Source organism: Streptomyces sp. NPDC029216 (assembly GCF_040648015.1).
In the GTDB taxonomy this organism is placed as follows: Bacteria; Actinomycetota; Actinomycetes; order Streptomycetales; family Streptomycetaceae; genus Streptomyces.
Genome location: NZ_JBEZWL010000063.1, coordinates 1 through 21,179, shown reverse-complemented (window position 1 = coordinate 21,179; position 21,179 = coordinate 1). Strand labels below are relative to the sequence as shown.

Sequence of the window (21,179 nt, the reverse complement as noted above, 5' to 3'; positions counted from 1 at the left end):
GTATGAAGATCGACTGGGCAGCACTCGGCTCCGTCTTCGGGGTCAGCCTCTCCGCGACCGTCGCCCTCGTGGCCCTGTTCAGCCTGGGCCTGGTGGGCCTCTCCAAGCACGAGGCCGCCACCGAGCAGGGCGGCACCGCCGCCCTGGCCCGCAGCGGCGCCTACGCCTGCTTCGCGCTCTGCGCGGCGGCCGTGGCCTACGGGATCTACCTGATCGTCAGCTGAGACCCACCCCGTCTCCGCGAGGCGACACCGCGTACGAGAACTCCCCCCGGGAATCCCCGGGGGGAGTTTTCGCGTACCCGCGGCGTACCCGCGGCGTACCCGCGGCCCCTGGCCACCCCCTGATCGCCCCCCGTCCCACCGCAGGTCAACGGTAAGTTGACGGGCGTTCGCGGGGCGTGGTGGACTGCCCGAGCCAATACGGCGGCATGGAGAGGAAGTCCGGTGCGATTCCGGCGCGGTCCCGCCACTGTCACCGGGGAACGCACGCCGCGCGTGCGCCCCGGGAGCCAGGAACTCTCGCCGCCGGACACGTCGAACCAGGGCGCGGACCCTGAGTGAGGACATACCTGCCACCATGCGTGCCGACCGCGTCTTCGCGTACGGCGTCACGGCGGGCCTGATCGGCGACCGGATCCTCGGGGATCCCCGCCGAGGGCACCCCGTGGCCGCCTTCGGACGAGCCGCCGCCGCCGTGGAGCGCGCCCTGTGGCGCGACGACCGCGCCCGGGGCGTCCTGCACACCCTCGTATGCGCCGGCGCGGCCGCCGCCGTCGGAGCGCTGGGCGCACGCGCCGTGCGCTCCCGGCCCGCGGCCGCCCGTATCGCCCTGACCGCCGCGGCCACCTGGGCCGTCGTCGGCGGCACCACGCTCGGCCGGGAGGCCCGGGCCATCGGCGGGGCGCTCGCCGCCGGGGACACCGAGGTGGCCCGCGAACGCCTCCCCCACCTGTGCGGACGCGATCCGCAGGCCCTGGACGGCCCGCAGATGGCACGGGCCGTCGTGGAGTCCGTCGCGGAGAACACCTCCGACGCGGTGGTAGGCGCCCTGGTGTGGGGCGCCGTCGCCGGGGTGCCCGGTCTGCTCGCCTTCCGCGCCGTGAACACCCTCGACGCGATGGTGGGCCACAAGTCGCCCCGCTACCTGCGCTACGGCTGGGCCTCCGCCCGCCTCGACGACCTCGCCGGCTGGCCCGGCGCACGGCTGACGGCGCTCGCCGCCGTGGCCGCCGGCCCCGACCGGCGGGGCGCCGTACGGGCCTGGCGCGCCGACGCCGCCGCCCACCCCAGCCCCAACGCCGGCCCGGTCGAGGCCTCCTTCGCCGGGGCGCTGGGCGTCCGGCTGGGCGGGACCCTGTCCTACGCGGGACGGGTCGAACACCGGGCCGTGCTGAACGGGGAGCGGGGGCGGCCTGTGGAGGTCGCGGACATCGAGCGGGCGGTACGGCTGTCGCGGCGGGTGACCTGGCTGGCGCTGGGCGCCTGCGTGGCCGTCCGGTGCGCGGTGACGGCGACGGCGAAGAGGAAGAGGGGTCGGGCATGAGCGGCACGAGGCGCGGGGGCGGACTGCTGGTCGCGGGGACGACGTCCGACGCGGGCAAGAGCGTCGTCACGGCGGGCATCTGCCGCTGGCTGGCCCGCCAGGGCGTGAAGGTGGCCCCGTTCAAGGCGCAGAACATGTCGCTGAACTCGTTCGTGACCCGCGAGGGCGCGGAGATCGGCCGGGCCCAGGCGATGCAGGCCCAGGCCGCCCGGGTGGAGCCGACCGCGCTGATGAACCCGGTCCTGCTCAAGCCGGGGAGCGACCGCAGCAGCCAGGTGGTGCTGCTGGGCAAGCCGGTGGGCGAGATGAGCGCCCGCGGCTACCACGGCGGCCGCCAGGAGCAGCTGCTCGGCATCGTCACGGACTGCCTGGAGCAGCTGCGGGGCACGTATGACGCCGTGATCTGCGAGGGGGCGGGCAGTCCGGCCGAGATCAACCTGCGCCGGACCGACATCGTGAACATGGGCATCGCGCGGGCCGCGCGGTTCCCGGTGGTGGTGGTCGGCGACATCGACCGGGGCGGGGTCTTCGCGTCCTTCTTCGGGACGACGGCGCTGCTGTCGCCCGAGGACCAGTCGCTGATCGCCGGATACATGGTCAACAAGTTCCGCGGCGACGTGTCCCTGCTGGAGCCGGGCATGGAGATGCTGCGCGGCCTGACGGGGCGGGCGACGTACGGGGTCCTTCCGTTCCGGCACGGGCTGGGCATCGACGAGGAGGACGGGCTGCGGGTCTCCCTGCGGGGTGCGGTCCGCGAGTCCGTGGTGGCCCCGCCGGTCGGCGAGGACGTGCTGCGGGTCGCGGTGTGCGCGGTGCCGCTGATGTCGAACTTCACCGACGTCGACGCGCTGGCGGCGGAGCCGGGCGTGGTCGTGCGGTTCGTGGACCGGGCCGAGGAACTGGCCGACGCGGACCTGGTCGTCGTACCGGGTACGCGCGGCACGGTGAAGGCGCTGCAGTGGCTGCGGGAGCGGGGCCTGGCCGACGCGCTGGCACGGCGCGCCGCTGAGGGGCGTCCGGTGCTGGGCATCTGCGGCGGCTTCCAGGCGCTCGGCGAGCACATCGAGGACGAGGTCGAGTCGAAGGCGGGCTCGGTGGCGGGGCTGGGGCTGCTGCCGGTGCGGGTGCGCTTCGCGGCGGAGAAGACCCTGGCACGGCCGGTCGGCACGGCGCTGGGCGAGGAGGTCTCGGGCTACGAGATCCACCACGGCGTGGCCGAGGTACTGGGCGGCGAGCCGTTCCTGGACGGGTGCCGGGTGGGGTCGGTGTGGGGCACGCACTGGCACGGCTCGCTGGAGTCGGACGGCTTCCGCCGGGCGTTCCTCCGGGAGGTGGCGGCGGCTGCCGGGCGCCGCTTCGTCCCGGCGCCGTCCACGTCGTTCTCCGCGTTGCGGGAGGAACAGCTGGACCTGCTGGGGGATCTGATCGAGGAACACGCCGACACCGCTGCGCTGCTGGCGTTGATCGAGTCCGGCGCCCCGTCCGGGCTGCCGTTCCTCCCCCCGGGCGCCCCGTGACGGCCCGGGCCCTGCGGGGCTTCTCCCCGCCCCGCCCTTCCTCCGAGCCCCCAGGAAACGGCACCCCCGCCCCCGACAGCCCGCGCAAGCACACCCGCACAGGAGGAGTGAGCAACCCATGAGCACGCCCTACCCGTTCACCGCAGTGGTCGGCCAGACCGACCTGCGGCTGGCGCTCCTGCTCAACGCCGTGAGCCCCGCGGTCGGCGGTGTGCTCGTGCGCGGTGAGAAGGGAACCGCCAAGTCCACCGCCGTGCGCGCGCTCTCCGCCCTCCTCCCCCGGGTGGACGTCGTCCCCGGCTGCCGGTTCTCGTGCGCGCCCGCCGCGCCCGACCCGGCCTGCCCGGACGGCCCACACGAGCCGGGCCCCGGCGCCGAGCGCCCCGCCCGCATGGTCGAGCTGCCCGTCGGCGCCTCCGAGGACCGCCTCGTCGGCGCCCTGGACATCGAGCGGGCCCTCGCCGAGGGCGTCAAGGCCTTCGAGCCCGGCCTCCTGGCCGACGCGCACCGCGGGATCCTGTACGTCGACGAGGTCAACCTGCTGCACGACCACCTCATCGACCTCCTCCTCGACGCGGCCGCGATGGGCGCCTCGTACGTGGAGCGCGAGGGCGTGTCCGTCCGGCACGCCGCCCGCTTCCTCCTCGTCGGCACCATGAACCCCGAGGAGGGCGAGCTGCGTCCGCAGCTGCTCGACCGGTTCGGGCTGACCGTGGAGGTCGCGGCCTCCCGGGAGCCGGCGCAGCGCGTCGAGGTGGTGCGCCGCCGGCTCGCGTACGAGGACGATCCCGCGGGCTTCGCCGCCCGCTGGGCCGGTGACGAGAGCGAGGTCCGGGCCCGGGTCGTGGCCGCGCGGGCGCTGCTCCCGCAGGTGGCGCTCGGGGACACCGCGCTGCTCCAGATCGCCGCCACCTGCGCCGGCTTCGAGGTGGACGGCATGCGCGCCGACATCGTGATGGCCCGTACGGCGACCGCCCTGGCCGCCTGGGCCGGGCGGACCTCCGTCCTGAAGGAGGACGTCCGGCAGGCGGCGCTGCTGGCACTGCCGCACCGCCGCCGGCGCAACCCCTTCGACGCGCCCGGACTGGACGAGGACAAGCTCGACGAGATCCTGGACGGCTTCCCCGACGAGGAGCCGGAGCCCGACCCGGAGCCGGAGGGCCCGGACGACGGCGGCGACGGCGGCCCCGGCGGGGACGGCGGCGGGGTGCCCCCGCAGGGCGGCGGCCCCGAGACCGGGCACACCCCGGACGCGCCGCAGCAGGAGGAGGCCCCCGAGGCCCAGCCCTCCGCCCCACAGGGCGGGGCCGGCGGGGCCGAGCAGGCCGCCGTGGCGGCCGCCGAGCCCTTCCGCACCAAGATGCTGAGCGTGCCCGGCCTGGGCGAGGGCGCGGCCGGCCGGCGTTCGCGGGCCCGGACCGCGCACGGCCGCACCACCGGCGCCCAGCGCCCCCGGGGGCAGCTGACGAAGCTGCACCTGGCGGCCACCGTGCACGCCGCCGCCCCGCACCAGAAGGCGCGCGGCCGCTCGGGGCGCGGGCTCGTCGTGCGCAAGGACGACCTGCGGCAGGCGACCCGCGAGGGCCGCGAGGGCAACCTCGTGCTGTTCTGCGTCGACGCCTCCGGCTCGATGGCCGCCCGGCAGCGCATGAGCGCCGTCAAGGGGGCCGTGCTCTCCCTGCTCCTCGACGCCTACCAGCGCCGGGACAAGGTCGGCCTGATCACCTTCCGCGGCGCGGGGGCCGACCTGGCGCTGCCGCCCACCTCCTCGGTGGACGCGGCCGCGGCCCGGCTGGAGAAGCTGCCGACCGGCGGCCGCACCCCCCTCGGGGCGGGCCTGCTCAAGGCCCACGAGGTGCTGCGGATCGAGCGGCTGAGGGACCCGTCCCGCCGCCCGCTGCTGGTGGTCGTCACCGACGGGCGGGCCACCTCGGCCGGGGCCGTCGGCGGCGACCCGCGCGAACTGTCCGGGCGCAGCGCCCGGCTGCTGGCCGCCGAGGGCGTCGCGTCGGTGGTCGTGGACTGCGAGTCGGGGCCGGTCCGGCTGGGGCTCGCGGGGGTGCTGGCCGCCGATCTGGGCGCGCACGCCGTGACCCTCGACGGGCTGCGGGCCGACTCGCTGGCCGGGCTCGTGAAGAACGTACGTAGCGCAGTGACCAACACTGCGATGTCCAACAGCGCCACCAGGAGGGCCGCGTAATGCCGCAGGGACAGCCGACCGTCGTTCCCGACGACGGACTCACGACGCGTCAGCGCCGTAACCGCCCGCTCGTCTTCGTCCACACCGGCCCCGGCAAGGGCAAGTCGACGGCCGCCTTCGGGCTGGCGCTGCGCGCCTGGAACCAGGGCTGGCCGATCGGGGTGTTCCAGTTCGTCAAGTCGGCGAAGTGGAAGGTCGGCGAGGAGAACGCGCTGAAGGTGCTGGGCGCCTCCGGCGAGGGCGGCTCCGTCGTCTGGCACAAGATGGGCGAGGGCTGGTCCTGGGTGCAGCGCGACGCGCAGCTCGACAACGAGCAGGCGGCGAAGGAGGGCTGGGAGCAGGTCAAGCGCGACCTGGCCGCCGAGACGCACCGGCTGTACGTGCTCGACGAGTTCGCGTACCCGATGCACTGGGGCTGGATCGACGTCGACGAGGTCATCGAGGTGCTGCGCAACCGTCCCGGTACCCAGCACGTGGTCATCACCGGCCGCAACGCCCCCGAGAAGCTCATGGAGTTCGCGGACCTGGTCACCGAGATGACCAAGGTCAAGCACCCGATGGACGCCGGCCAGAAGGGCCAGAAGGGCATCGAGTGGTGACCTCGTCCAGTGTGCCGCGGCTGGTCATCGCCGCGCCGTCCTCCGGCAGCGGCAAGACCACCGTGGCGACGGGCCTGATGGCGGCCTTCGCGGAGCGCGGCCTGGCCGTGTCCCCGCACAAGGCCGGGCCCGACTACATCGACCCCGGCTACCACGCGCTGGCCACGGGCCGGCCGGGGCGCAACCTCGACGCGTTCATGTGCGGGCCGGAACTGGTGGCCCCGCTGTTCGCGCACGGGGCCGCCGGGTGCGACCTCGCGGTGGTCGAGGGCGTGATGGGGCTCTACGACGGGGCCGCGGGGCGGGGCGAGCTGGCGTCGACGGCGCAGGTGGCGAAGCTGCTGCGGGCGCCGGTGGTGCTGGTGGTCGACGCCTCCTCGCAGTCGCGTTCGGTGGCGGCGCTGGTGCACGGCTTCGCCTCGTTCGACCCGCAGGTGCGCCTCGGCGGGGTCATCCTGAACAAGGTGGGCTCCGACCGGCACGAGGCCATGCTCCGGGAGGCCCTGGAGGAGGCCGGCACGCCGGTCCTCGGCGTCCTGCGGCGGGCCCCCCAGGTGGCGACCCCGTCCCGGCACCTGGGCCTGGTCCCGGTGGCGGAGCGCCGCGCCGACGCGCTGGCGGCGGTGGCCGCCCTGGCGGACCAGGTCCGCTCGGGCTGCGACCTGGACGCCCTGCTGGCCCTGGCCCGTACGGCCCCGCCCCTGACGGGCGGGGCGTGGTCGGCGGAGGCCGCACTTGCGGCGGTCCCGATGCGTCCGGCCTCGGCGGGCGGCAATCCGGCCGGGCGGGGCGGGGGACCTCTCATCGCCGTAGCGGGCGGCCCCGCGTTCACCTTCTCGTACGCCGAGCACGCCGAGCTGCTGCGCGCCGCCGGCGCGGAGGTGGTCACCTTCGACCCCCTCCACGACGAGGCGCTCCCCGAGGGCACCACCGGCCTGGTGATCGGCGGCGGCTTCCCGGAGGTCTACGCCCCCGAGCTGTCCGCGAACGAACCGCTCCGCGCGGCCGTGGCCGCCTTCGCCGCGGCCGGCGGTCCGGTCGCCGCGGAGTGCGCGGGCCTCCTCTACCTGGCGCGCTCCCTGGACGGGAAGCCCATGTGCGGGGTGCTCGACGCCGACGCCCGGATGTCGGAGCGCCTCACGCTCGGCTACCGCGAGGCGGTGGCGGTGTCGGACAGCCCGCTCGCGGCGGCCGGCACCCGGCTGCGGGGCCACGAGTTCCACCGGACGGTGGTCGAGCCGGGTGCCGGGGCCGCGCCGGCGTGGGGGTTCACGCACCCCGAACGCCGCGTCGAGGGCTTCGTCCGGGGGAACGTCCACGCCAGCTACCTGCACACGCACTGGGCGGCGCAGCCGTCCGTGGCGGCCCGCTTCGCGGCGGCCGCGGCGGACTTCGCGGCAGCCGGCCGGTGACCACCGCCGGACCGGTCCGCTCAGTCCGCCAGACCGACCACCAGCCAGATCCCGGCCACCCCGCCCACCGTGCACAGCAGTGTGGACAGGGCGGGGTGCCGGTGGTGCGCCTCGGGCAGGATCTCGGCGGCCGCCAGGTAGAGCAGGACTCCGCCGAAGAATCCGAGGTACGCCCCGAGGGGTTCCTCCGGAAGGGTGAACAGCGTGGCGGACGCGGCGCCCACGACGGGGGCCGCGGCGTCGGCGAAGAGCATCATCAGCGCCTTGCGGCGGGCGTTCCCGTACAGGCGGGTGAGCGTGTACGTGTTGAACCCGTCGGCGAAGTCGTGGGTGATGACGGCCAGCGCGACGGCCACGCCCATCCCGCCGCCGACCTGGAAGGCGACGCCGAGGGCCACTCCGTCGGCGAGGCTGTGGCCGACCATCGCCGCGGCGGCGGTGAGCCCGACCTGCGGGACGCGGCCGCCGTGGTCGTGCCCGGGGCCTTCCCCGTTGCTGCCCCCGTGGGCGGCCTGCCGTACGGCGAGCAGGCGTTCCGCGACGTGGGCGACGAGGAAGCCGGCCACGAAGAGCAGCAGGGCGAGCGGGACGCCGAAGACCTCCTGGCCGGCCGCGTGGAGGGCCTCCGGGAGCAGGTCGAGGCCGACGACGCCGAGCATCAGCCCGCCGGCCAGACCCAGGACGAGGTGGCGGCGGTCGGTGACGCGTTGCGCCGTCCAACCGCCCGCCAGCGTCATCAGGAACGCGCCCAGAGCCACGATCACCGCCATGTGCCCCTGGATACCGACTGGCGGCGCCGTGCGCACTTCCGCCGCGCGGGTGGCGGACGCCAACGTGATGACGACAGACAGACGACGGACACCAGTACGGAGGGAGGATCCCGGTGGGCGAGTACGTGACGCGGCTGGTGGTCGGGGTCGGGGGACGCGCGGGGGTTTCCGTGGCGGAGGTCTGCGCGCTGGTCGAGGAGACCCTGCGCGGGGCGGGGCTGACGGCCGGGGCGGTGACGGCCCTGGCCACGGTGGACTCGAAGACCCTGGAGCCGGGGATCGCGGGTGCGGCGGAACGTTTCGGCGTGCCGTTGGTGGGCTACCCCGCCGAGGAGCTCGCGCGGATCCCCGTACCGCACCCCTCGCCGGCCGTGCGCGAGGCCGCCGGGACCGCCTCGGTGGCGGAGGCGGCGGCGCTGGCGGGCGGCGGGGAGCTCCTCGTGCCCAAGCGCCGTTCGGTGGCGGCGACCTGCGCGGTGGCCACCGCCGAGGAGCACGACCTGCGCCATCACGGGGACGCGGAGGTGGCCGACGCGGGCGGCGCGCTCGTGGACCTCGCGGTGAACGTACGGTCGGACACGCCGCCGGAGTGGCTCAAGCAGCGGATCGCGGCCTCCCTGGGGGACCTCGCGGCGTACCCGGACGGCCGGGCGGCCCGGGCCGCGGTGGCCCGGCGGCACGGGCTGCCGGTCGAGCGGGTGCTGCTGACGGCGGGGGCGGCGGAGGCGTTCGTGCTGATCGCGCGGGCGCTGGGCGCGGAGCGGCCGGTGGTGGTGCACCCGCAGTTCACCGAGCCGGAGGCGGCCCTGCGGGACGCCGGGCACCGGGTGGAGCGGGTGGTGCTGCGGGCGGCGGACGGGTTCCGGCTGGATCCGGCGGCGGTGCCGGAGGAGGCGGACCTGGTGGTGGTGGGCAACCCCACCAACCCGACGTCGGTCCTGCACCCGGCGGGGGTGCTGGCCGCGCTGGCCCGGCCGGGCCGGACCCTGGTGGTGGACGAGGCCTTCATGGACGCGGTCCCCGGCGAGCGGGAGGCCCTGGCCGGGCGGATGGACGTGCCGGGGCTGGTGGTGCTGCGCAGCCTGACGAAGACGTGGGGTCTGGCGGGGCTGCGGATCGGTTACGTGCTGGCCGAGCCGGAGGTCGTCGCGAAGCTGGCGGCGGCGCAGCCGCTGTGGCCGGTGTCCACGCCGGCCCTGGTGGCGGCGGAGGCGTGCGTGGCGCCGGAGGCCCTCGCGGAGGCGGAGGAGGCGGCGCGGCGGATCGCGGTGGACCGGGCGCACCTGCTGGCGGGGCTGGCGGAGTTCGAGGAGGTGGAGGTCTCGGGGGTGGCCGAGGGCCCGTTCGTCCTGGTCCGGATCCCCGGCGCGGCGGAGGTCCGTACGCGGCTGCGGGCGCTGGGGTTCGCGGTGCGGCGCGGTGACACGTTTCCGGGGCTGGACGCGTCCTGGCTCCGCCTGGCGGTCCGCGACCGGGCGACGACGGGCCGCCTGCTCCAGGCCCTGGACCACGCCCTCGCGCTGACCGCGCCCTGACCCGGCCTGATCCAAAAGACACGGCCTAGCATGGCGGGGGAACAAATCACGGACGGGGGACGGGACATGAGGGCGGCGACGCGCATCACCATGGGGCTGGTGGCCGTGGGGGTGATCGGCGGCGGGGTCTACGCCGTGCCCCGGCTGCTGGAGAACGGCGCGGCCGTCGGCACCGAACAGCGGCTCCAGACGAAGCCGACGGCTCCCACCGGGGCGCCGTTCACCCTCGTGGCGACCGGGGACGTCATCCCGTACCCGTCCATCATCCAGCGCGCCGCGGACGACGCCGCGGGCACCGGGTACGACTTCCGCAAGATACTCGCCGGCGTCAAGCCCGTCGTCTCCGCCGCCGACCTGGCGATATGCCATCACGAGATACCGTACGGAAAGCCCGGCGGCCCCTACACCGGCTACCCCGCCTTCAAGGCCCCCCACCAACTGGCCGACGCCCTCAAGGACGCCGGGTACGACAGTTGCTCCACCGCCTCGAACCACACCCTCGACGACGGGTTCGACGGGCTCTCGCGGACCCTCGACCACCTCGACCGCGTCGGCCTCAAGCACGTCGGCTCGGCCCGCCGCCCCGAGGAGGCCAAGGCCCCCGCGCTGCTGTCCGCCGGCGGCGCGAAGGTCGCCCAGCTGGACTACACGTACGGCACGAACGGGATACCGCTCCCGGCCGGCAAGCCCTGGGCCGTGAACCTCATCGACCAGGCCCGGATCATCGCCGACGCCCGCGCGGCCCGGGCGGCCGGGGCGCACGTCGTCGTCCTCAGCGTCCACTGGGGCACCGAGTGGCAGACCGCTCCCGACCAGCAGCAGAAGGACCTGGCACAGGCGCTGACCGCCTCGCGCGGGCCGGACGGCCTCCCCGACATCGATCTGATCATCGGTACGCACAACCACGTCCCGCAGCCCTACGAGAAGATCAACGGCACCTGGGTCGTCTACGGCATGGGCGACCAGATCGCCAGCTTCTACGAGGCCGACAAGGCGCGCGGCAACATGTCCTCGATCCCCCGTTTCACCTTCGCCCCGGCGGCCTCGCATCCGGGCCGCTGGGAGGTGGTCAAGGCCGAATACCTCACCCAGTACTCGGACATGGGGCCGCCGTTCCGCGTCGTCTGTGCCTCCTGCGCCGACGGGGACGGCGGCCTGTCCGCCGCGAAGCGGGCCGAGTACGCCCGGGTGGACAAGGAGGTCACCTCGGCCGTGACCTCGCGGGGCGCGGCCGGCCAGGGGCTGACGCGCGCGACCCGCTGACCGGGGCCGGAGCGCGGCCTGCGGCCGGGTCAGGAGGTCCGGCCGCGCCGGGTGACGACGAGCGCGGTCGCGCCCGCGCCGAGCAGCAGCAGGGCCCCGCCCGCGATCCACGGGGTGACCGACCCGGCCCCGGTCTCGGCGAGGTTGGCCTGGGTGGGCGCGGCGACGGCGGTCTGCGGTTTGACGTCCGGCTTCGTCGCGGGCTTGGCGGCCGCCGCGGGGGCCTCGCAGTGGGCCTCGGCCAGGACGACCTCGCCGTCGACCTGCGCCACGTTGAGGTTCAGCGGGTTCACCGACACCTTCAGGCGGAGCGCGGCCGCCGCCGCGGTGGTGGAGGTGGTCTGCGTGCCGGAGAGCTCCAGGGAGACCTTGCCGACACCCGGGACCTCGACCTCGGTGGGGCCGCCGGCCGTCAGCGTGACCTTCTTGCCGAGCGCGGTGACGGTGCCGAGGACGTTCGCGGTGGCGACCGGCTTCTTCCCGGCCTCGCAGACGGCCTTGGAGGTGACCTTCTCCACCTCGATGAGGGAGAGCGCAGGCAGGCCCGGGACGTGCACCCTGGCGTGGGCGAGGTTCGCCTCGGCGCGGGCGCCGTTCTCGTCGGCGGTCGCCTTCGCGGTGGCGGCCTCCGCCTTGAGCACGTCCACCGGCCGGCCCTGCTCGGCTCCGTCGAGGGTCACGGTGAGGGCCGTCTTCTCGGCCGTGGCGGGGGCGCTGACCTCGTTGAGGGTGGCCTCCAGCGGTACGTGCACGGCCTTGTTGAGCAGGCCCACGTCCAGTCCGGTCCGCAGGACGACGGCTCCGGAGGTGCCCCGGCCGCCGCCGCTGCCGCCGCCGTCCGTGGCGAGGGCGGGCGGCGCGGCGAGCAGGGCGACCGCCCCCGTGGCGAGCAGAACGGCCGCGGGCAGGCGGAAGGTGTTGCTGTTCAAGATGGTGGAACCCCCGGGGAGATGGGTGCCGTCGCGGCGCCAATGGGGGACATCGCGCGCGCCGACGGCTTCGACGTCCGCCATCTTTACGCACTGTGAGTGAACGGGTAGCCACCTGGCGTGAGTTCACTCCAACGGGTGGTTTCCATGCGTGTATTCGATTTGTCACGCCCCATGCGGCACGGGAGTTCCCACGTGTCACACGGCGAACCGCATCACCGTCGCCGGCCGGGCAAGTACAACGACCGGAACGGGGGCCGCGTCACGCCCGGTCAACTCCGTGCCGCGGCCCGCCGGTCCGGCTCAGGCGCGGACGGCCCCGTTCACGACCACCCGTTCCGGCTGCGCCAGCACCCGTACGTCGGCCCGCGGATCGGATCCGTAGACCACCAGGTCGGCGGGTGCCCCCTCGGTCAGGCCGGGCCTGCCGAGCCACTCGCGGGCCGTCCAGGCCGTCGCCGAGAGGGCGTCGAGCGGCGGGATCCCGGCCCGCACGAGTTCCTGCACCTCGGCGGCGACCAGCCCGTGCGGCAGGGAGCCGCCCGCGTCCGTGCCGACGTACACCCCGATGCCCGCGTCCCAGGCCGCGCGGACGGTGTCGTAGCGCCGCTCGTGGAGCCTGCGCATGTGCGCCGACCAGCGGGGGAACTTGGCCTCGCCGCCCGCCGCCAGCTTCGGGAACGTCGCGATGTTGACGAGGGTCGGGACGATCGCGACGCCGCGCTCCGCGAACAGCGGGATGGTGTCCTCGGTCAGCCCGGTGGCGTGCTCGATGCAGTCGATGCCCGCCTCGACGAGGTCGCGCAGCGAGTCCTCGGCGAAGCAGTGGGCGGTGACCCGGGCGCCCAGCCGGTGCGCCTCGGCGATGGCCGCCTCGACCTCGGCGCGCGGCCAGCAGGCCGTCAGGTCGCCGGCCTCGCGGTCGATCCAGTCCCCCACCAGCTTGACCCAGCCGTCGCCGCGCCGGGCCTCCCGGGCGACGTACTCGACGAGCTGCGGCGGCTCGATCTCGTGCGCGTAGTTGCGGATGTAGCGCCGGGTGCGGGCGATGTGCCGGCCCGCCCGGATGATCTTCGGGAGGTCCTCGCGGTCGTCGATCCAGCGGGTGTCGGACGGGGAGCCCGCGTCGCGGATGAGGAGGGTGCCCGCGTCCCGGTCGGTGAGGGCCTGCGCCTCGGCGGTCGCGGCGTCGACCGGGCCGTGCGCGTCGAGGCCGACGTGGCAGTGCGCGTCGACCAGGCCCGGCAGGGCCCAGCCGGTGACGGTGGTGACCTCGCGGGCGGCGGCCGGCCGCTCGTAGGAGATCCGTCCGCCGACGACCCAGAGCTCGTCGCGGACCTCGTGGGGCCCGACGAGCACGCGTCCCTTCACATGGAGCACACCGCCCAGATCACTCATGTCCGCACTGTACGTGCGCGCTGGGTAGGCTCGGCCGGTGACCCCGGACGAAGAGAGCACCGCCGTGACCCACCCCCTCCTGGACCTCCCGCCGCTGACCGCCGAGCGCTTCGCCTCCGTCGAGCGGGACGTCGCGCGGCTGCTGGAGACCCGGCACGACGTGGTGATCACCCAGGGCGAGGCGCTGCTGCCGCTGGAGGGCTGCATCCGCTCGGGGGCGCGGCCGGGTTCGACGGCGCTGAACGTGGTCACCGGGCCGTACGGGACCACGTTCGGCAACTGGCTGCGCGACGCCGGGGCGAACGTGGTGGACCTGGCGGTGCCCTTCGACACGGCGGTGAGCGGGGAGCAGGTCGCCCGCGCCCTGGCGGAGCACCCGGAGATCGACTTCGTCTCGCTGGTGCACGCGGAGGCGGCCACCGGCAACACCAACCCGGTCGCGGAGATCGGCGAGGCCGTACGGGCCCACGGGGCGCTGTTCATGCTGGACGCGGTCGCCTCGGTGGGCGCCGAACCGCTGCTGCCGGACGCGTGGGGCGTGGACCTGTGCGTGATCGGCGCGCAGAAGGCGATGGGCGGGCCGGCGGGGGTCTCGGCGGTGTCGGTGAGTGAGCGGGCCTGGGAGCGGTTCGCGGCCAACCCGGCGGCGCCGCGCCGCTCGTACCTCTCCCTCCTGGACTGGAAGGAGCGCTGGATCGACGGGGGCCGCAAGACGCTGCTCCACGCGCCCGCGCAGCTGGAGATGCTGGCGCTGGAGGCCTGCCTGGACCGGATCGCGGGCGAGGGCCTGGAGGGCGTGCTCGGCCGGCACGCGGCGGCGGCCCGGGCCACCCGGGCGGGTGCGGCCGCACTCGGGCTGGCCCCGTGGGTCGGGGACCCGGCGCAGGCCGCCCCGGTGGCGACCACGCTGCGGGTGCCGGAGGCCTCGCTGGTGGTGAGCAAGGCCCTGGCGGCGGACGCGTCGGCCCCGCTCGCGGCGGGCGGCGGGGCGCTGGCGCAGGAGATGGTCCGGGTCAACCACTACGGCCCGGCGGCCTCGCCGGAGTCGGTCGCGACGGCCCTGCGGGCCCTGGCGTCGGCCCTGTCGGCGGACCCCGCGGCGGCCCTGGAGGCGGCCACGGCCGCCTGGCGGTAGCCCCGTCAGCCGGACAGTACGTCCAGCAGCCGGTCGACGTCCGCCTCCGTGTTGTAGAGGTGGAAGGAGGCCCGCAGGGCTCCCTCGCGGGCGGAGGTGTGGATGCCGGCGGCCGCCAGGTCGGGCTGCCGGTGGGCCAGGCCCGGTACGGAGACGATCGCGGCGTCCCCCGGCACGGGCTCGTGGCCGAGGCGGGCCAGTCCGGCCCGGTAGCGGGCGGCCAGGGCGGTGTCGTGGGCATGGACGGCCTCGACGCCGATCCGCTCCAGCAGCGCCAGGGAGGGTTCGGCGGCGTAGTACGGGAGGAAGGCCGCGGACTCGTCGAAGCGGCGGGCGTCGCCGGCCAGGTGCCGCATCGGGCCGTAGACGGCGTCCCACTTGGACTCGGCCGCCACCCAGCCCGCGTGCAGCGGGATCAGCCCGGGCTGCGCCTCCCGCGAGACCGTCAGGTACGAGGCGCCGCGGCCGCCGAGCAGCCACTTGTAGCCGCCGGTGACGGTGTACGCGTACGGCGAGGCGTCGAAGGGCAGCCAGCCGGCGGCCTGGGTGGCGTCCACGAGCACCCGTGCCCCGTGCGCGGCCGCCGCCGCGCGGACGGCGGCGAGGTCCGCCGTCCGGCCGTCGGCGGACTGTACGGCGCTCAGCGCGACCAGGGCGGTGTCCGGGCGGACGGCTCCGGCGAGGGACTCCAGCGGGGCGAAGCGGACCTTGAGGTCGCCGCGCAGCACGAAGGGGTTCATGACGGAGGCGAAGTCCCGCTCGGGAACGAGGACTTCGGCGCCGGCGGGCAGGGACGCGGCGATCAGGCCCACATGAGCGGCGACGGACGACCCGACGGCGACGCGCCGCGGGTCGACCGCGACCAGCCGGGCGAAGGAGGCCCGCACCCGCTCGACGCGGTCGAAGTCGCCCGCTCCGGCGGGCAGTCCGGCCCCCGCCGCTTCGGCCAGCTCCCGTACCGCGGCGACGGCGGCCCGCGGGAGCACCCCGGCGCCGGCGGTGTTGAGGTAGGTGGTGGAGTGCGCGAACTCGGCGGCGCACACGCGGGACACATCGGAGAGCGGAAGATCCATGGCCTCCACTCTGCGCCAGGACCATCCCAAAGTCCATTGCCGAGTTTTCCATGCAGCCTCAAAGAGAGGCTTATGAATAGGGGCTTCTGCGGCGGGCGGCCTCCTCCTAGCTCCAGTCGATGTCGGCCTGGCTCTCCAGCGGCAGGCGCTCCTCCAGCGACTCCGGCACCACCAGGGTGTCGGCGTCGGTCATCACGGCGGGGAAGCGGATGTGGGCCTGCTTCTGGACCTCGGTGACCTTGACCTGGAACACGCGGAACTCGTCCAGGTCCAGGGATTCGGGGAGGACGAGGTTCTGCGCCAGCAGGAAGGCCTTGGCCTTGAACGTGCCCCCTTCGGAGAAGACGATGATCTTCCAGAAGGCGCGCGGGATCCCCACCCCGCGGAAGACGCGGTCGTCGTCCTGGAAGACCGGTCCGCCGAACACGCTCACCTTGAGGTCGTCGACGTCGACGTCCTCGAACACCGCGTCCTCCAGCCTCCCCCAGAGGCCGCCCCGCATGCTCTGGTTGAAGTCGTCCATCTGCGGAGTGATGTTGGTGTAGAAGAACGAGTCCCGGTTGGCCTTCTGCGCCTCGGGCAGCGGGCCCCAGCAGAGGTCGGCGCGACGCGCGATGTGGCCCCGGTCGAGCCGGTTGGTCCTCCCCTTGTACAGGTCGTTGTCGACCTGGTCCCCGGCCGGCAGCCGCGAGTCCTTGACGAACTCGATCCCCTTGCGGTTCAGGGCCTTGAGCGCGCCGCCGTCTATGTTCCAGGCCACCCAGATCGCGAAGCGCCGCGGCTTGCTCAGCGCCAGCGAGAAGTGGGTGTACGGGATCACCTCGGAGCCGTCGAGCAGTACGGCGGTGTCCTTGATCGCGGGGTTGAGCGAGGGGGTGGCCACCGGAACGGCGAGGAATCCCGGGTCGTACCCGGTGGTCAGGGATTCCGGCGAGACGGCGGCCGGCCGGTCCAGGGTGACCTTCAGCTGCTCGAAGACCGCGCGCGGGAAGCAGGCCAGCGCCCGGTCCTCGGGGGCGGACGCGTCCTCGCCGCCGAAGTGCAGGCCGGCCAGTACGTCCGAGGGCCGGCCCGAGCGCGTCTTGAACATCCAGGCCGAGCCGGAGTCCCCGTGCGTGCTGATCTCCCCGTCGGCCGCGGGGTGCCGGGGGTCGGGGCCGATCTCGAAGCACTCGATCTCCTTCGTCCCGACCGGCGGCCCGTAGGGGACGCGGACCTTGACGAAGGGACGGGTCACGATGCCGTGCGTGATGCCGGTGGTCCGGCCGGACTTGACGACCTTGTCGTCGATGTGCGGCTCGCCCAGCTGCTTCGGCGTGACCCCGAGGCCGAGGATGCCGGTCTCGACGCCGCGCTCCGTGATGGTCGAGACGGCGCAGTCGCCGGCCGTGCCCAGGTGGGCGCGCCGCAGGACGCCGAGGCGGTTGGCGGCGAACCTGCTGTCGTCGTCCGTCCCCGGCTGGACGACCGCGTCGCCCGTCCGGCCCTTCCGGCCGTTGAGCACGTGCCAGTTGCTCAGCAGACAGGTGGCGCCGTCGTTCTTGTCGAAGACGATGCAGCCGAGGGTTCCGGCGTGAAGGTGGACGCTGCCGACGCTGACTCCGGGACGGACCGGGTCGACGCGCTTCTGGCGCTCCGGGGTCGGCACCTCGGGGACGACGAGGAAGTGCGGCTGGTAGCTGCGCTCGATCACGTCGGTGCTCAGGGTCCGGCCGTCACCGAGGTCGATGACCGGGGGTATCTCCCTGGTGTGCAGCGGGGCCAGGCCCTCCGGGGTCACCTTGGTGTCGACGGTGAACTGGAGGGTGAGCTCCTTGGTCCGCCGGCCGTTGGTCTCCCGGTAGCCGATGCCGATGGAGGAGATGTTCGGGTCCTTGAGGTAACCGGACCCGTGGGTACGGATGTACTGCTTGGCCGAGGCGATGAGCTGTTCCTGCCCGTCCGCCGTGGCGGCGGCCCCGGAGGCGGCGGACGTACGCTTCTTGGCGGTCATCGGGGTCTCCTTCCGCAAAGGAGTCGGGTCCCCGAGCTGGTTGAAACCGAAGCGAACTGACGCGCCGGAAGCAGGCGGAGGCCCTCGCCGTGCGCGTGTACGTCCAGCCTACGGCCGGGCCGCGGGACGGGCGCGCCGAGCGGGCCGGGACCTGGCTGCGGCGGGGCGCCCGGTACGGGAGGTACGCGGGCGCCCGTGCGGGGTCGGCGGATCAGGCCTGGGGTACGGCGCAGGCCCCGTCCGGTTCGCAGGCCTCGGCGCCGGCGGCCGGCTCGGGGACCTCACGGCCGGCCCAGGCCTGTTCCAGGGCCTGGGTGAACACCTCGGCGGGCTGGCCGCCGGAGATGCCGTAGCGGCGGTCGAGGACGAAGAACGGGACGGCGTTGGCGCCCAGTTCGGCCGCCTCGCGCTCGTCGGCCCGCACCTCGGCGGCGTAGGCGGAGTCGTCGGCGAGGACCGCCTTGGCCTCCGCCTCGTCCAGTCCGGCCTCCACCGCGAGGGCGAGCAGCACCTCCGCGTCGAAGACCGACCGCTCCTCGGCGAAGTTCGCGCGGAAGGCGAGGTCGAGGAGCTGCTCCTGGCGGCCGCGGGCGGCGGCCAGGTGCAGGAGGCGGTGGATGTCGAAGGTGTTGCCGTGGTCACGGCCCTCGGTGCGGTACTCCAGCCCCTCGGCGCGGGCGCTGGCGGCGACGTGCTCCTCCATGCCGCGCGCCTCGTCGAGGGTGCGGCCGTACTTGCGGGCGAGCATCTCCAGGACGGGCGCGGTGACGCCCTTGGCGCCGTTCGGGTCGAGCTCGAAGGAGCGGTACACCACCTCCACCTCGTCGCGGTGCGCGAACTCGGCCAGCCCCTTCGTGAAACGGGCCTTGCCGATGTAGCACCAGGGGCAGGCGATGTCGCTCCAGATCTCGACGCGCATGATCCTTCTTTTCTCCGGATTCCGGTGGGGGTTCGAGTCCGCCCGGGTGTGCGCCGGACGAAACGGTTTGTGGTTCAACCAATCGCCGTCCCGTCTCATTCCCCGGACGTCCCGCGCACCTCCAGCCACAGGGTGCGGTGGGAGCCGGAGGGGGTGGCGGACGGGTCGGGGCGCCAGCCGTGGGAGGCGTAGAAGGCCTGGGCGCGCACGTTGTGCTCGTAGACCTCCAGGCGGACGCGTTCGACGCCGGCGCGGCGCCAGGCGGCGAGGCAGGCGGCGTGCAGGGCGGCTCCGGTGCCCTGCCGCCAGTGGAGGGGGTCCACGTGGAGCTGGGTGAGGGTGGTCTGGCCGTCGGCCGTGAGGAAGGCGGCCACCCCGGTGATCTCGCCCTCCCGCTCGGCGCAGAAGACCCGGCCCTCGGTCTCGGACCGGCCCACCGCCCGGGACCAGCCCTCGCGGCTGCGGGCCAGCTCGGCCTCGCCCGCGTAGGCCTGTTCGGGGATGCGGCCCTGGTAGTAGGTGGCGCGCGCCCGGGTGTGCAGGGCGGCGATGGCGTCGAGATCTTCGGGGAGTGCGGTCCTGATCATGGGAAGGGGAACGCGCCGGGAAACTGTTCGGTTCCCGGCGCGCGGCACCCGTTCAGGCGGCGGCTACTTCTTCAGCCATGCCGCCATCATCTTCTGGGCGATGGGCGCGGCCAGCCTGCCGCCGCCGATCTCGGAGCGGTCGGTGTCCGAGTTCTCGATCATCACCGCCACGGCGATCTGCTTGCCGCCCGCCTTGCCGTACGAGGTGAACCAGGCGAGCGGCGGGATGTTGTTGTTCACGCCGCGCTGGGCGGTGCCCGTCTTTCCGCCGACCTCGGCGCCCGCCACCTGCGCGGGCTTGCCGCCGCCCTCGGTGGCGACGGTGCGCATGGCGTCCTGGAGCATCGAGGCGGTCCTGGGGCTCATGACCTGCTGGACCTTCGGGTCCTTGAAGCTCTCCAGCACGGTGCCGCCCGAGTCGGTCACCTCCGAGACCATGTGCGGGGCGACGAGCTTGCCGCCGTTCTCGATCGCGGAGGTCACCATGGCCATCTGGAGCGGGGTGGCCTGGACGTCGAACTGGCCGATACCCGTCTGCGCGACCTGGTCGACGGACAGCTTCTTCGAGGGGTACTTGCTGGGCGGGTTGGTGCGGACCGGGGTGTCGATCTGCGTGTTGAAGCCGAGCTTCTCGGCCATGGCCCGCATCTTGTCCTGGCCGAGCTTGGAGGCCAGCTCCGCGAAGACGTTGTTGCAGGACAGTTTGAGGGCGGTACGGGCGGAGACGTTGTTGCAGGCCGCGTCGCCGGCCTCGCTGGGCAGCTTCGTCCGGGTGCCGGGGATGGTGTAGTCGCCGGGGACCCCGGTCGGCTGGTCGATGCTGCTGACGAGCCCGTTCTCGATCGCCGCGGCCAGGGTGACCAGCTTGAAGGTGGAGCCGGGCGCCTGCGGCTTGCGCAGGGCCACGTTCTCCATGGCCTTGCCCTTGTCGGCGGAGAGCTCGTCCCAGGCCGCCTGGTCGCCCGCTCCCGAGATCCGGCCCGGGTCGTAGGAGGGGTTGTTGACCACGGCGAGGATCTCGCCGGTCGCCGGGTCGATGGCGACGGCGGCGCCCTGCTTGCCGTCGAGGGCGTCGTAGGCGGCCTTCTGCACGTCCTTGTCGATGGTGGTCAGGACGTTGCCCGGGTCGGCCCGCTTGTTGGTGAGGATGTCCATCACCGTCTTCAGCCGGCTGTCCGAGCCGTTGAGGACGTTCTTGAACACCCCCTCCAGCATGCTCGTGCCGAAGGCCTGGGAGCTGTAGCCGGTGATCGGCGCGTAGAGGGGGCCGTCGGTGTAGGTGCGCTTGTACCCGAAGTCCTTGCCGTCGGTCTTCGCCGAGCCGGTGATCGCCGTTCCGCCCACGATGATGTTGCCCAGCGGGTTCTCGTACTGCCCGATGAGGTTGCGGCGGTTGTTCTTGTCGTCTGCGAGGGCCTGGCCTTGGTATGCCTGCACCCAGGTGACCCGCACCAAAAGGGCCAGCACCAGAAGCAGACAGAAGACCGACGCACGCCTGATCGTCTTGTTCATCCCCCAGAAGGACGTCCCGGCGGCCCCGGGCGTTCCGCTCTGCCCCGATTGTGGCGGGGTTCTCAGGCTTTCTTCATGAGGAAGCCCCCCTCGTACGCGGCGATGACCGCCTGGGTGCGGTCACGGGAGCCGGTCTTGGCGAGGATCCCGGCCACGTGCGTCTTGACGGTCTGCGGGCCGACCCCGAGGTGCTCGCTGATCTCGTGGTTGGACAGTCCGGTGGCCATCAGGCGCAGGACGTCGGCCTCCCGGTCCGTGAGCCGGGCCGCCCAGGCCGGCGGCGCGGGCGCGGCGGCGGCCGTGTGGGCGGCGGCCAGGGTGCGGACGGCCGCGGGGAAGAGCAGGGAGTCCCCGCGGGCGACCAGGCGGACCGCGCCGATCAGCTCGTCCGCGTCGGCGCGCTTGAGGAGGAACCCGACCGCGCCGGCGCGCAGCGCGTCGTAGACGTAGGCGTCGTTCTCGAAGGTGGTGACGACCACGATCCTGGGCGGGTCGGCCATCGTGGCGAGGATCTGCTCGGTGGCGCGGATGCCGTCGATCTCGGGCATCCGGACGTCCATCAGGACCACGTCGGGGGCCAGGGAGCGCACCAGCGAGACGGCCTCGGCGCCCGTGGCGGCCTCTCCGACGACCTCCAGGTCGGCTTCGGCGTCGAGGATGACCCGCAGGGCGGTGCGGACCATCCTCTCGTCGTCGGCGATGACCACGCGCAGCGGCGGCCGGCTCATCGCCCGGCCCCCGCGCCCGCGACGGGCCCGCCGAGCGGCAGGACCGCCCGCAGCCGCCAGCCGT

The 21,179-nt window shown here is 74.3% G+C and carries 18 protein-coding genes and 1 riboswitch; of the genes, 9 read left to right on the top strand and 9 right to left on the bottom strand.

The genetic code is table 11. The annotated features are described in order from the left end of the window. Positions 1 to 2 precede the first annotated feature (2 nt). From AB0F18_RS22275 to AB0F18_RS22250, 6 genes are all read left to right on the top strand, one after another. Entirely contained in the window at positions 3 to 224 is a 222-nt protein-coding gene (locus AB0F18_RS22275; protein WP_079425611.1) for a hypothetical protein, read from the top strand. A 210-nt stretch (positions 225 to 434) separates the two neighbouring features. Further along, a riboswitch (cobalamin riboswitch) is annotated at positions 435 to 521 on the top strand. A gap of 58 nt (positions 522 to 579) precedes the next feature. Next, positions 580 to 1,545 carry a cobalamin biosynthesis protein gene (locus tag AB0F18_RS22270; RefSeq protein WP_362063274.1) on the top strand — a complete coding sequence of 322 codons (966 nt, stop codon included), beginning with the start codon at positions 580 to 582 and terminating at the stop codon, positions 1,543 to 1,545. Continuing rightward, positions 1,542 to 3,062: a cobyric acid synthase gene (locus tag AB0F18_RS22265; protein WP_362063272.1), complete on the top strand. Its 1,521-nt coding sequence runs from the start codon at positions 1,542 to 1,544 to the stop codon at positions 3,060 to 3,062. The genes AB0F18_RS22270 and AB0F18_RS22265 overlap by 4 nt, the downstream gene beginning before the upstream one ends. A gap of 118 nt (positions 3,063 to 3,180) precedes the next feature. Next, a complete protein-coding gene (locus AB0F18_RS22260; protein ID WP_362063270.1) occupies positions 3,181 to 5,262 on the top strand; it encodes a putative cobaltochelatase in 2,082 nt (693 codons plus the stop codon). Then, positions 5,262 to 5,861 (top strand): cob(I)yrinic acid a,c-diamide adenosyltransferase, encoded by a 600-nt coding sequence (gene cobO / locus AB0F18_RS22255; RefSeq protein WP_042813759.1) that lies wholly within the window; start codon positions 5,262 to 5,264, stop codon positions 5,859 to 5,861. Before AB0F18_RS22260 ends, cobO begins: the two co-directional genes overlap by 1 nt. Continuing rightward, positions 5,855 to 7,273, top strand: coding sequence for a cobyrinate a,c-diamide synthase (locus AB0F18_RS22250; RefSeq protein ID WP_362063268.1), 1,419 nt, complete (start codon positions 5,855 to 5,857; stop codon positions 7,271 to 7,273). The genes cobO and AB0F18_RS22250 overlap by 7 nt, the downstream gene beginning before the upstream one ends. Positions 7,274 to 7,293: 20 nt before the next feature. Here AB0F18_RS22250 and AB0F18_RS22245 read toward each other — a convergent pair whose 3' ends face one another. Then, positions 7,294 to 8,043: a ZIP family metal transporter gene (locus AB0F18_RS22245; RefSeq protein ID WP_362063266.1), complete on the bottom strand. Its 750-nt coding sequence runs from the start codon at positions 8,041 to 8,043 to the stop codon at positions 7,294 to 7,296. 125 nt (positions 8,044 to 8,168) lie between these two features. Between AB0F18_RS22245 and cobC the strand changes: the two genes are divergently transcribed. Together cobC and AB0F18_RS22235 are read left to right on the top strand one after the other, a co-directional pair. Continuing rightward, complete coding sequence (gene cobC, locus AB0F18_RS22240; RefSeq protein WP_362063312.1) at positions 8,169 to 9,578, top strand: Rv2231c family pyridoxal phosphate-dependent protein CobC; 1,410 nt, start codon at positions 8,169 to 8,171, stop codon at positions 9,576 to 9,578. A gap of 66 nt (positions 9,579 to 9,644) precedes the next feature. Further along, complete coding sequence (locus AB0F18_RS22235) at positions 9,645 to 10,841, top strand: CapA family protein (RefSeq protein WP_362063264.1); 1,197 nt, start codon at positions 9,645 to 9,647, stop codon at positions 10,839 to 10,841. A 29-nt stretch (positions 10,842 to 10,870) separates the two neighbouring features. Here AB0F18_RS22235 and AB0F18_RS22230 read toward each other — a convergent pair whose 3' ends face one another. Then, complete coding sequence (locus AB0F18_RS22230) at positions 10,871 to 11,770, bottom strand: SCO1860 family LAETG-anchored protein (RefSeq protein ID WP_362063310.1); 900 nt, start codon at positions 11,768 to 11,770, stop codon at positions 10,871 to 10,873. A gap of 303 nt (positions 11,771 to 12,073) precedes the next feature. Beyond that, positions 12,074 to 13,168: an amidohydrolase family protein gene (locus AB0F18_RS22225; protein WP_362063262.1), complete on the bottom strand. Its 1,095-nt coding sequence runs from the start codon at positions 13,166 to 13,168 to the stop codon at positions 12,074 to 12,076. 64 nt (positions 13,169 to 13,232) lie between these two features. Here AB0F18_RS22225 and AB0F18_RS22220 point away from each other — a divergent pair, with 64 nt between their 5' ends. Further along, positions 13,233 to 14,303 (top strand): aminotransferase class V-fold PLP-dependent enzyme, encoded by a 1,071-nt coding sequence (locus tag AB0F18_RS22220; RefSeq protein WP_362063308.1) that lies wholly within the window; start codon positions 13,233 to 13,235, stop codon positions 14,301 to 14,303. Positions 14,304 to 14,308: 5 nt separating this feature from the next. Here AB0F18_RS22220 and AB0F18_RS22215 read toward each other — a convergent pair whose 3' ends face one another. The 6 genes from AB0F18_RS22215 to AB0F18_RS22190 all read right to left on the bottom strand — a co-directional run bounded on the left by AB0F18_RS22215 (position 14,309) and on the right by AB0F18_RS22190 (position 21,115). After that, entirely contained in the window at positions 14,309 to 15,376 is a 1,068-nt protein-coding gene (locus tag AB0F18_RS22215) for an aminotransferase class V-fold PLP-dependent enzyme (RefSeq protein WP_362063260.1), read from the bottom strand. Positions 15,377 to 15,482: 106 nt separating this feature from the next. Further along, entirely contained in the window at positions 15,483 to 17,369 is a 1,887-nt protein-coding gene (locus tag AB0F18_RS22210; RefSeq protein ID WP_362063258.1) for a DNA/RNA non-specific endonuclease, read from the bottom strand. Positions 17,370 to 17,580: 211 nt separating this feature from the next. Continuing rightward, a complete protein-coding gene (locus AB0F18_RS22205; RefSeq protein WP_362063256.1) occupies positions 17,581 to 18,288 on the bottom strand; it encodes a DsbA family oxidoreductase in 708 nt (235 codons plus the stop codon). 95 nt (positions 18,289 to 18,383) lie between these two features. After that, positions 18,384 to 18,875, bottom strand: a complete 492-nt coding sequence (locus tag AB0F18_RS22200) for a GNAT family N-acetyltransferase (RefSeq protein ID WP_362063254.1) — start codon at positions 18,873 to 18,875, stop codon at positions 18,384 to 18,386. A 63-nt stretch (positions 18,876 to 18,938) separates the two neighbouring features. After that, positions 18,939 to 20,387 (bottom strand): penicillin-binding protein 2, encoded by a 1,449-nt coding sequence (locus AB0F18_RS22195; RefSeq protein WP_362063252.1) that lies wholly within the window; start codon positions 20,385 to 20,387, stop codon positions 18,939 to 18,941. Positions 20,388 to 20,449: 62 nt separating this feature from the next. Next, positions 20,450 to 21,115 carry a response regulator transcription factor gene (locus tag AB0F18_RS22190; RefSeq protein WP_362063306.1) on the bottom strand — a complete coding sequence of 222 codons (666 nt, stop codon included), beginning with the start codon at positions 21,113 to 21,115 and terminating at the stop codon, positions 20,450 to 20,452. Positions 21,116 to 21,179: the final 64 nt, after the last annotated feature.

Bases quoted from the DNA above. Each gene is read 5' to 3' on its own strand.
- AB0F18_RS22245 (WP_362063266.1), bottom strand. From the start codon at position 8,043: ATGGCGGTGATCGTGGCTCTGGGCGCGTTCCTGATGACGCTGGCGGGC.
- AB0F18_RS22235 (WP_362063264.1), top strand. From the start codon at position 9,645: ATGAGGGCGGCGACGCGCATCACCATGGGGCTGGTGGCCGTGGGGGTG.
- AB0F18_RS22260 (WP_362063270.1), top strand. From the start codon at position 3,181: ATGAGCACGCCCTACCCGTTCACCGCAGTGGTCGGCCAGACCGACCTG.
- AB0F18_RS22265 (WP_362063272.1), top strand. From the start codon at position 1,542: ATGAGCGGCACGAGGCGCGGGGGCGGACTGCTGGTCGCGGGGACGACG.
- cobO (WP_042813759.1), top strand. From the start codon at position 5,262: ATGCCGCAGGGACAGCCGACCGTCGTTCCCGACGACGGACTCACGACG.
- AB0F18_RS22210 (WP_362063258.1), bottom strand. From the start codon at position 17,369: ATGACCGCCAAGAAGCGTACGTCCGCCGCCTCCGGGGCCGCCGCCACG.
- AB0F18_RS22215 (WP_362063260.1), bottom strand. From the start codon at position 15,376: ATGGATCTTCCGCTCTCCGATGTGTCCCGCGTGTGCGCCGCCGAGTTC.
- AB0F18_RS22200 (WP_362063254.1), bottom strand. From the start codon at position 18,875: ATGATCAGGACCGCACTCCCCGAAGATCTCGACGCCATCGCCGCCCTG.
- AB0F18_RS22275 (WP_079425611.1), top strand. From the start codon at position 3: ATGAAGATCGACTGGGCAGCACTCGGCTCCGTCTTCGGGGTCAGCCTC.
- AB0F18_RS22225 (WP_362063262.1), bottom strand. From the start codon at position 13,168: ATGAGTGATCTGGGCGGTGTGCTCCATGTGAAGGGACGCGTGCTCGTC.
- AB0F18_RS22190 (WP_362063306.1), bottom strand. From the start codon at position 21,115: ATGAGCCGGCCGCCGCTGCGCGTGGTCATCGCCGACGACGAGAGGATG.
- AB0F18_RS22195 (WP_362063252.1), bottom strand. From the start codon at position 20,387: ATGAACAAGACGATCAGGCGTGCGTCGGTCTTCTGTCTGCTTCTGGTG.
- AB0F18_RS22205 (WP_362063256.1), bottom strand. From the start codon at position 18,288: ATGCGCGTCGAGATCTGGAGCGACATCGCCTGCCCCTGGTGCTACATC.
- AB0F18_RS22270 (WP_362063274.1), top strand. From the start codon at position 580: ATGCGTGCCGACCGCGTCTTCGCGTACGGCGTCACGGCGGGCCTGATC.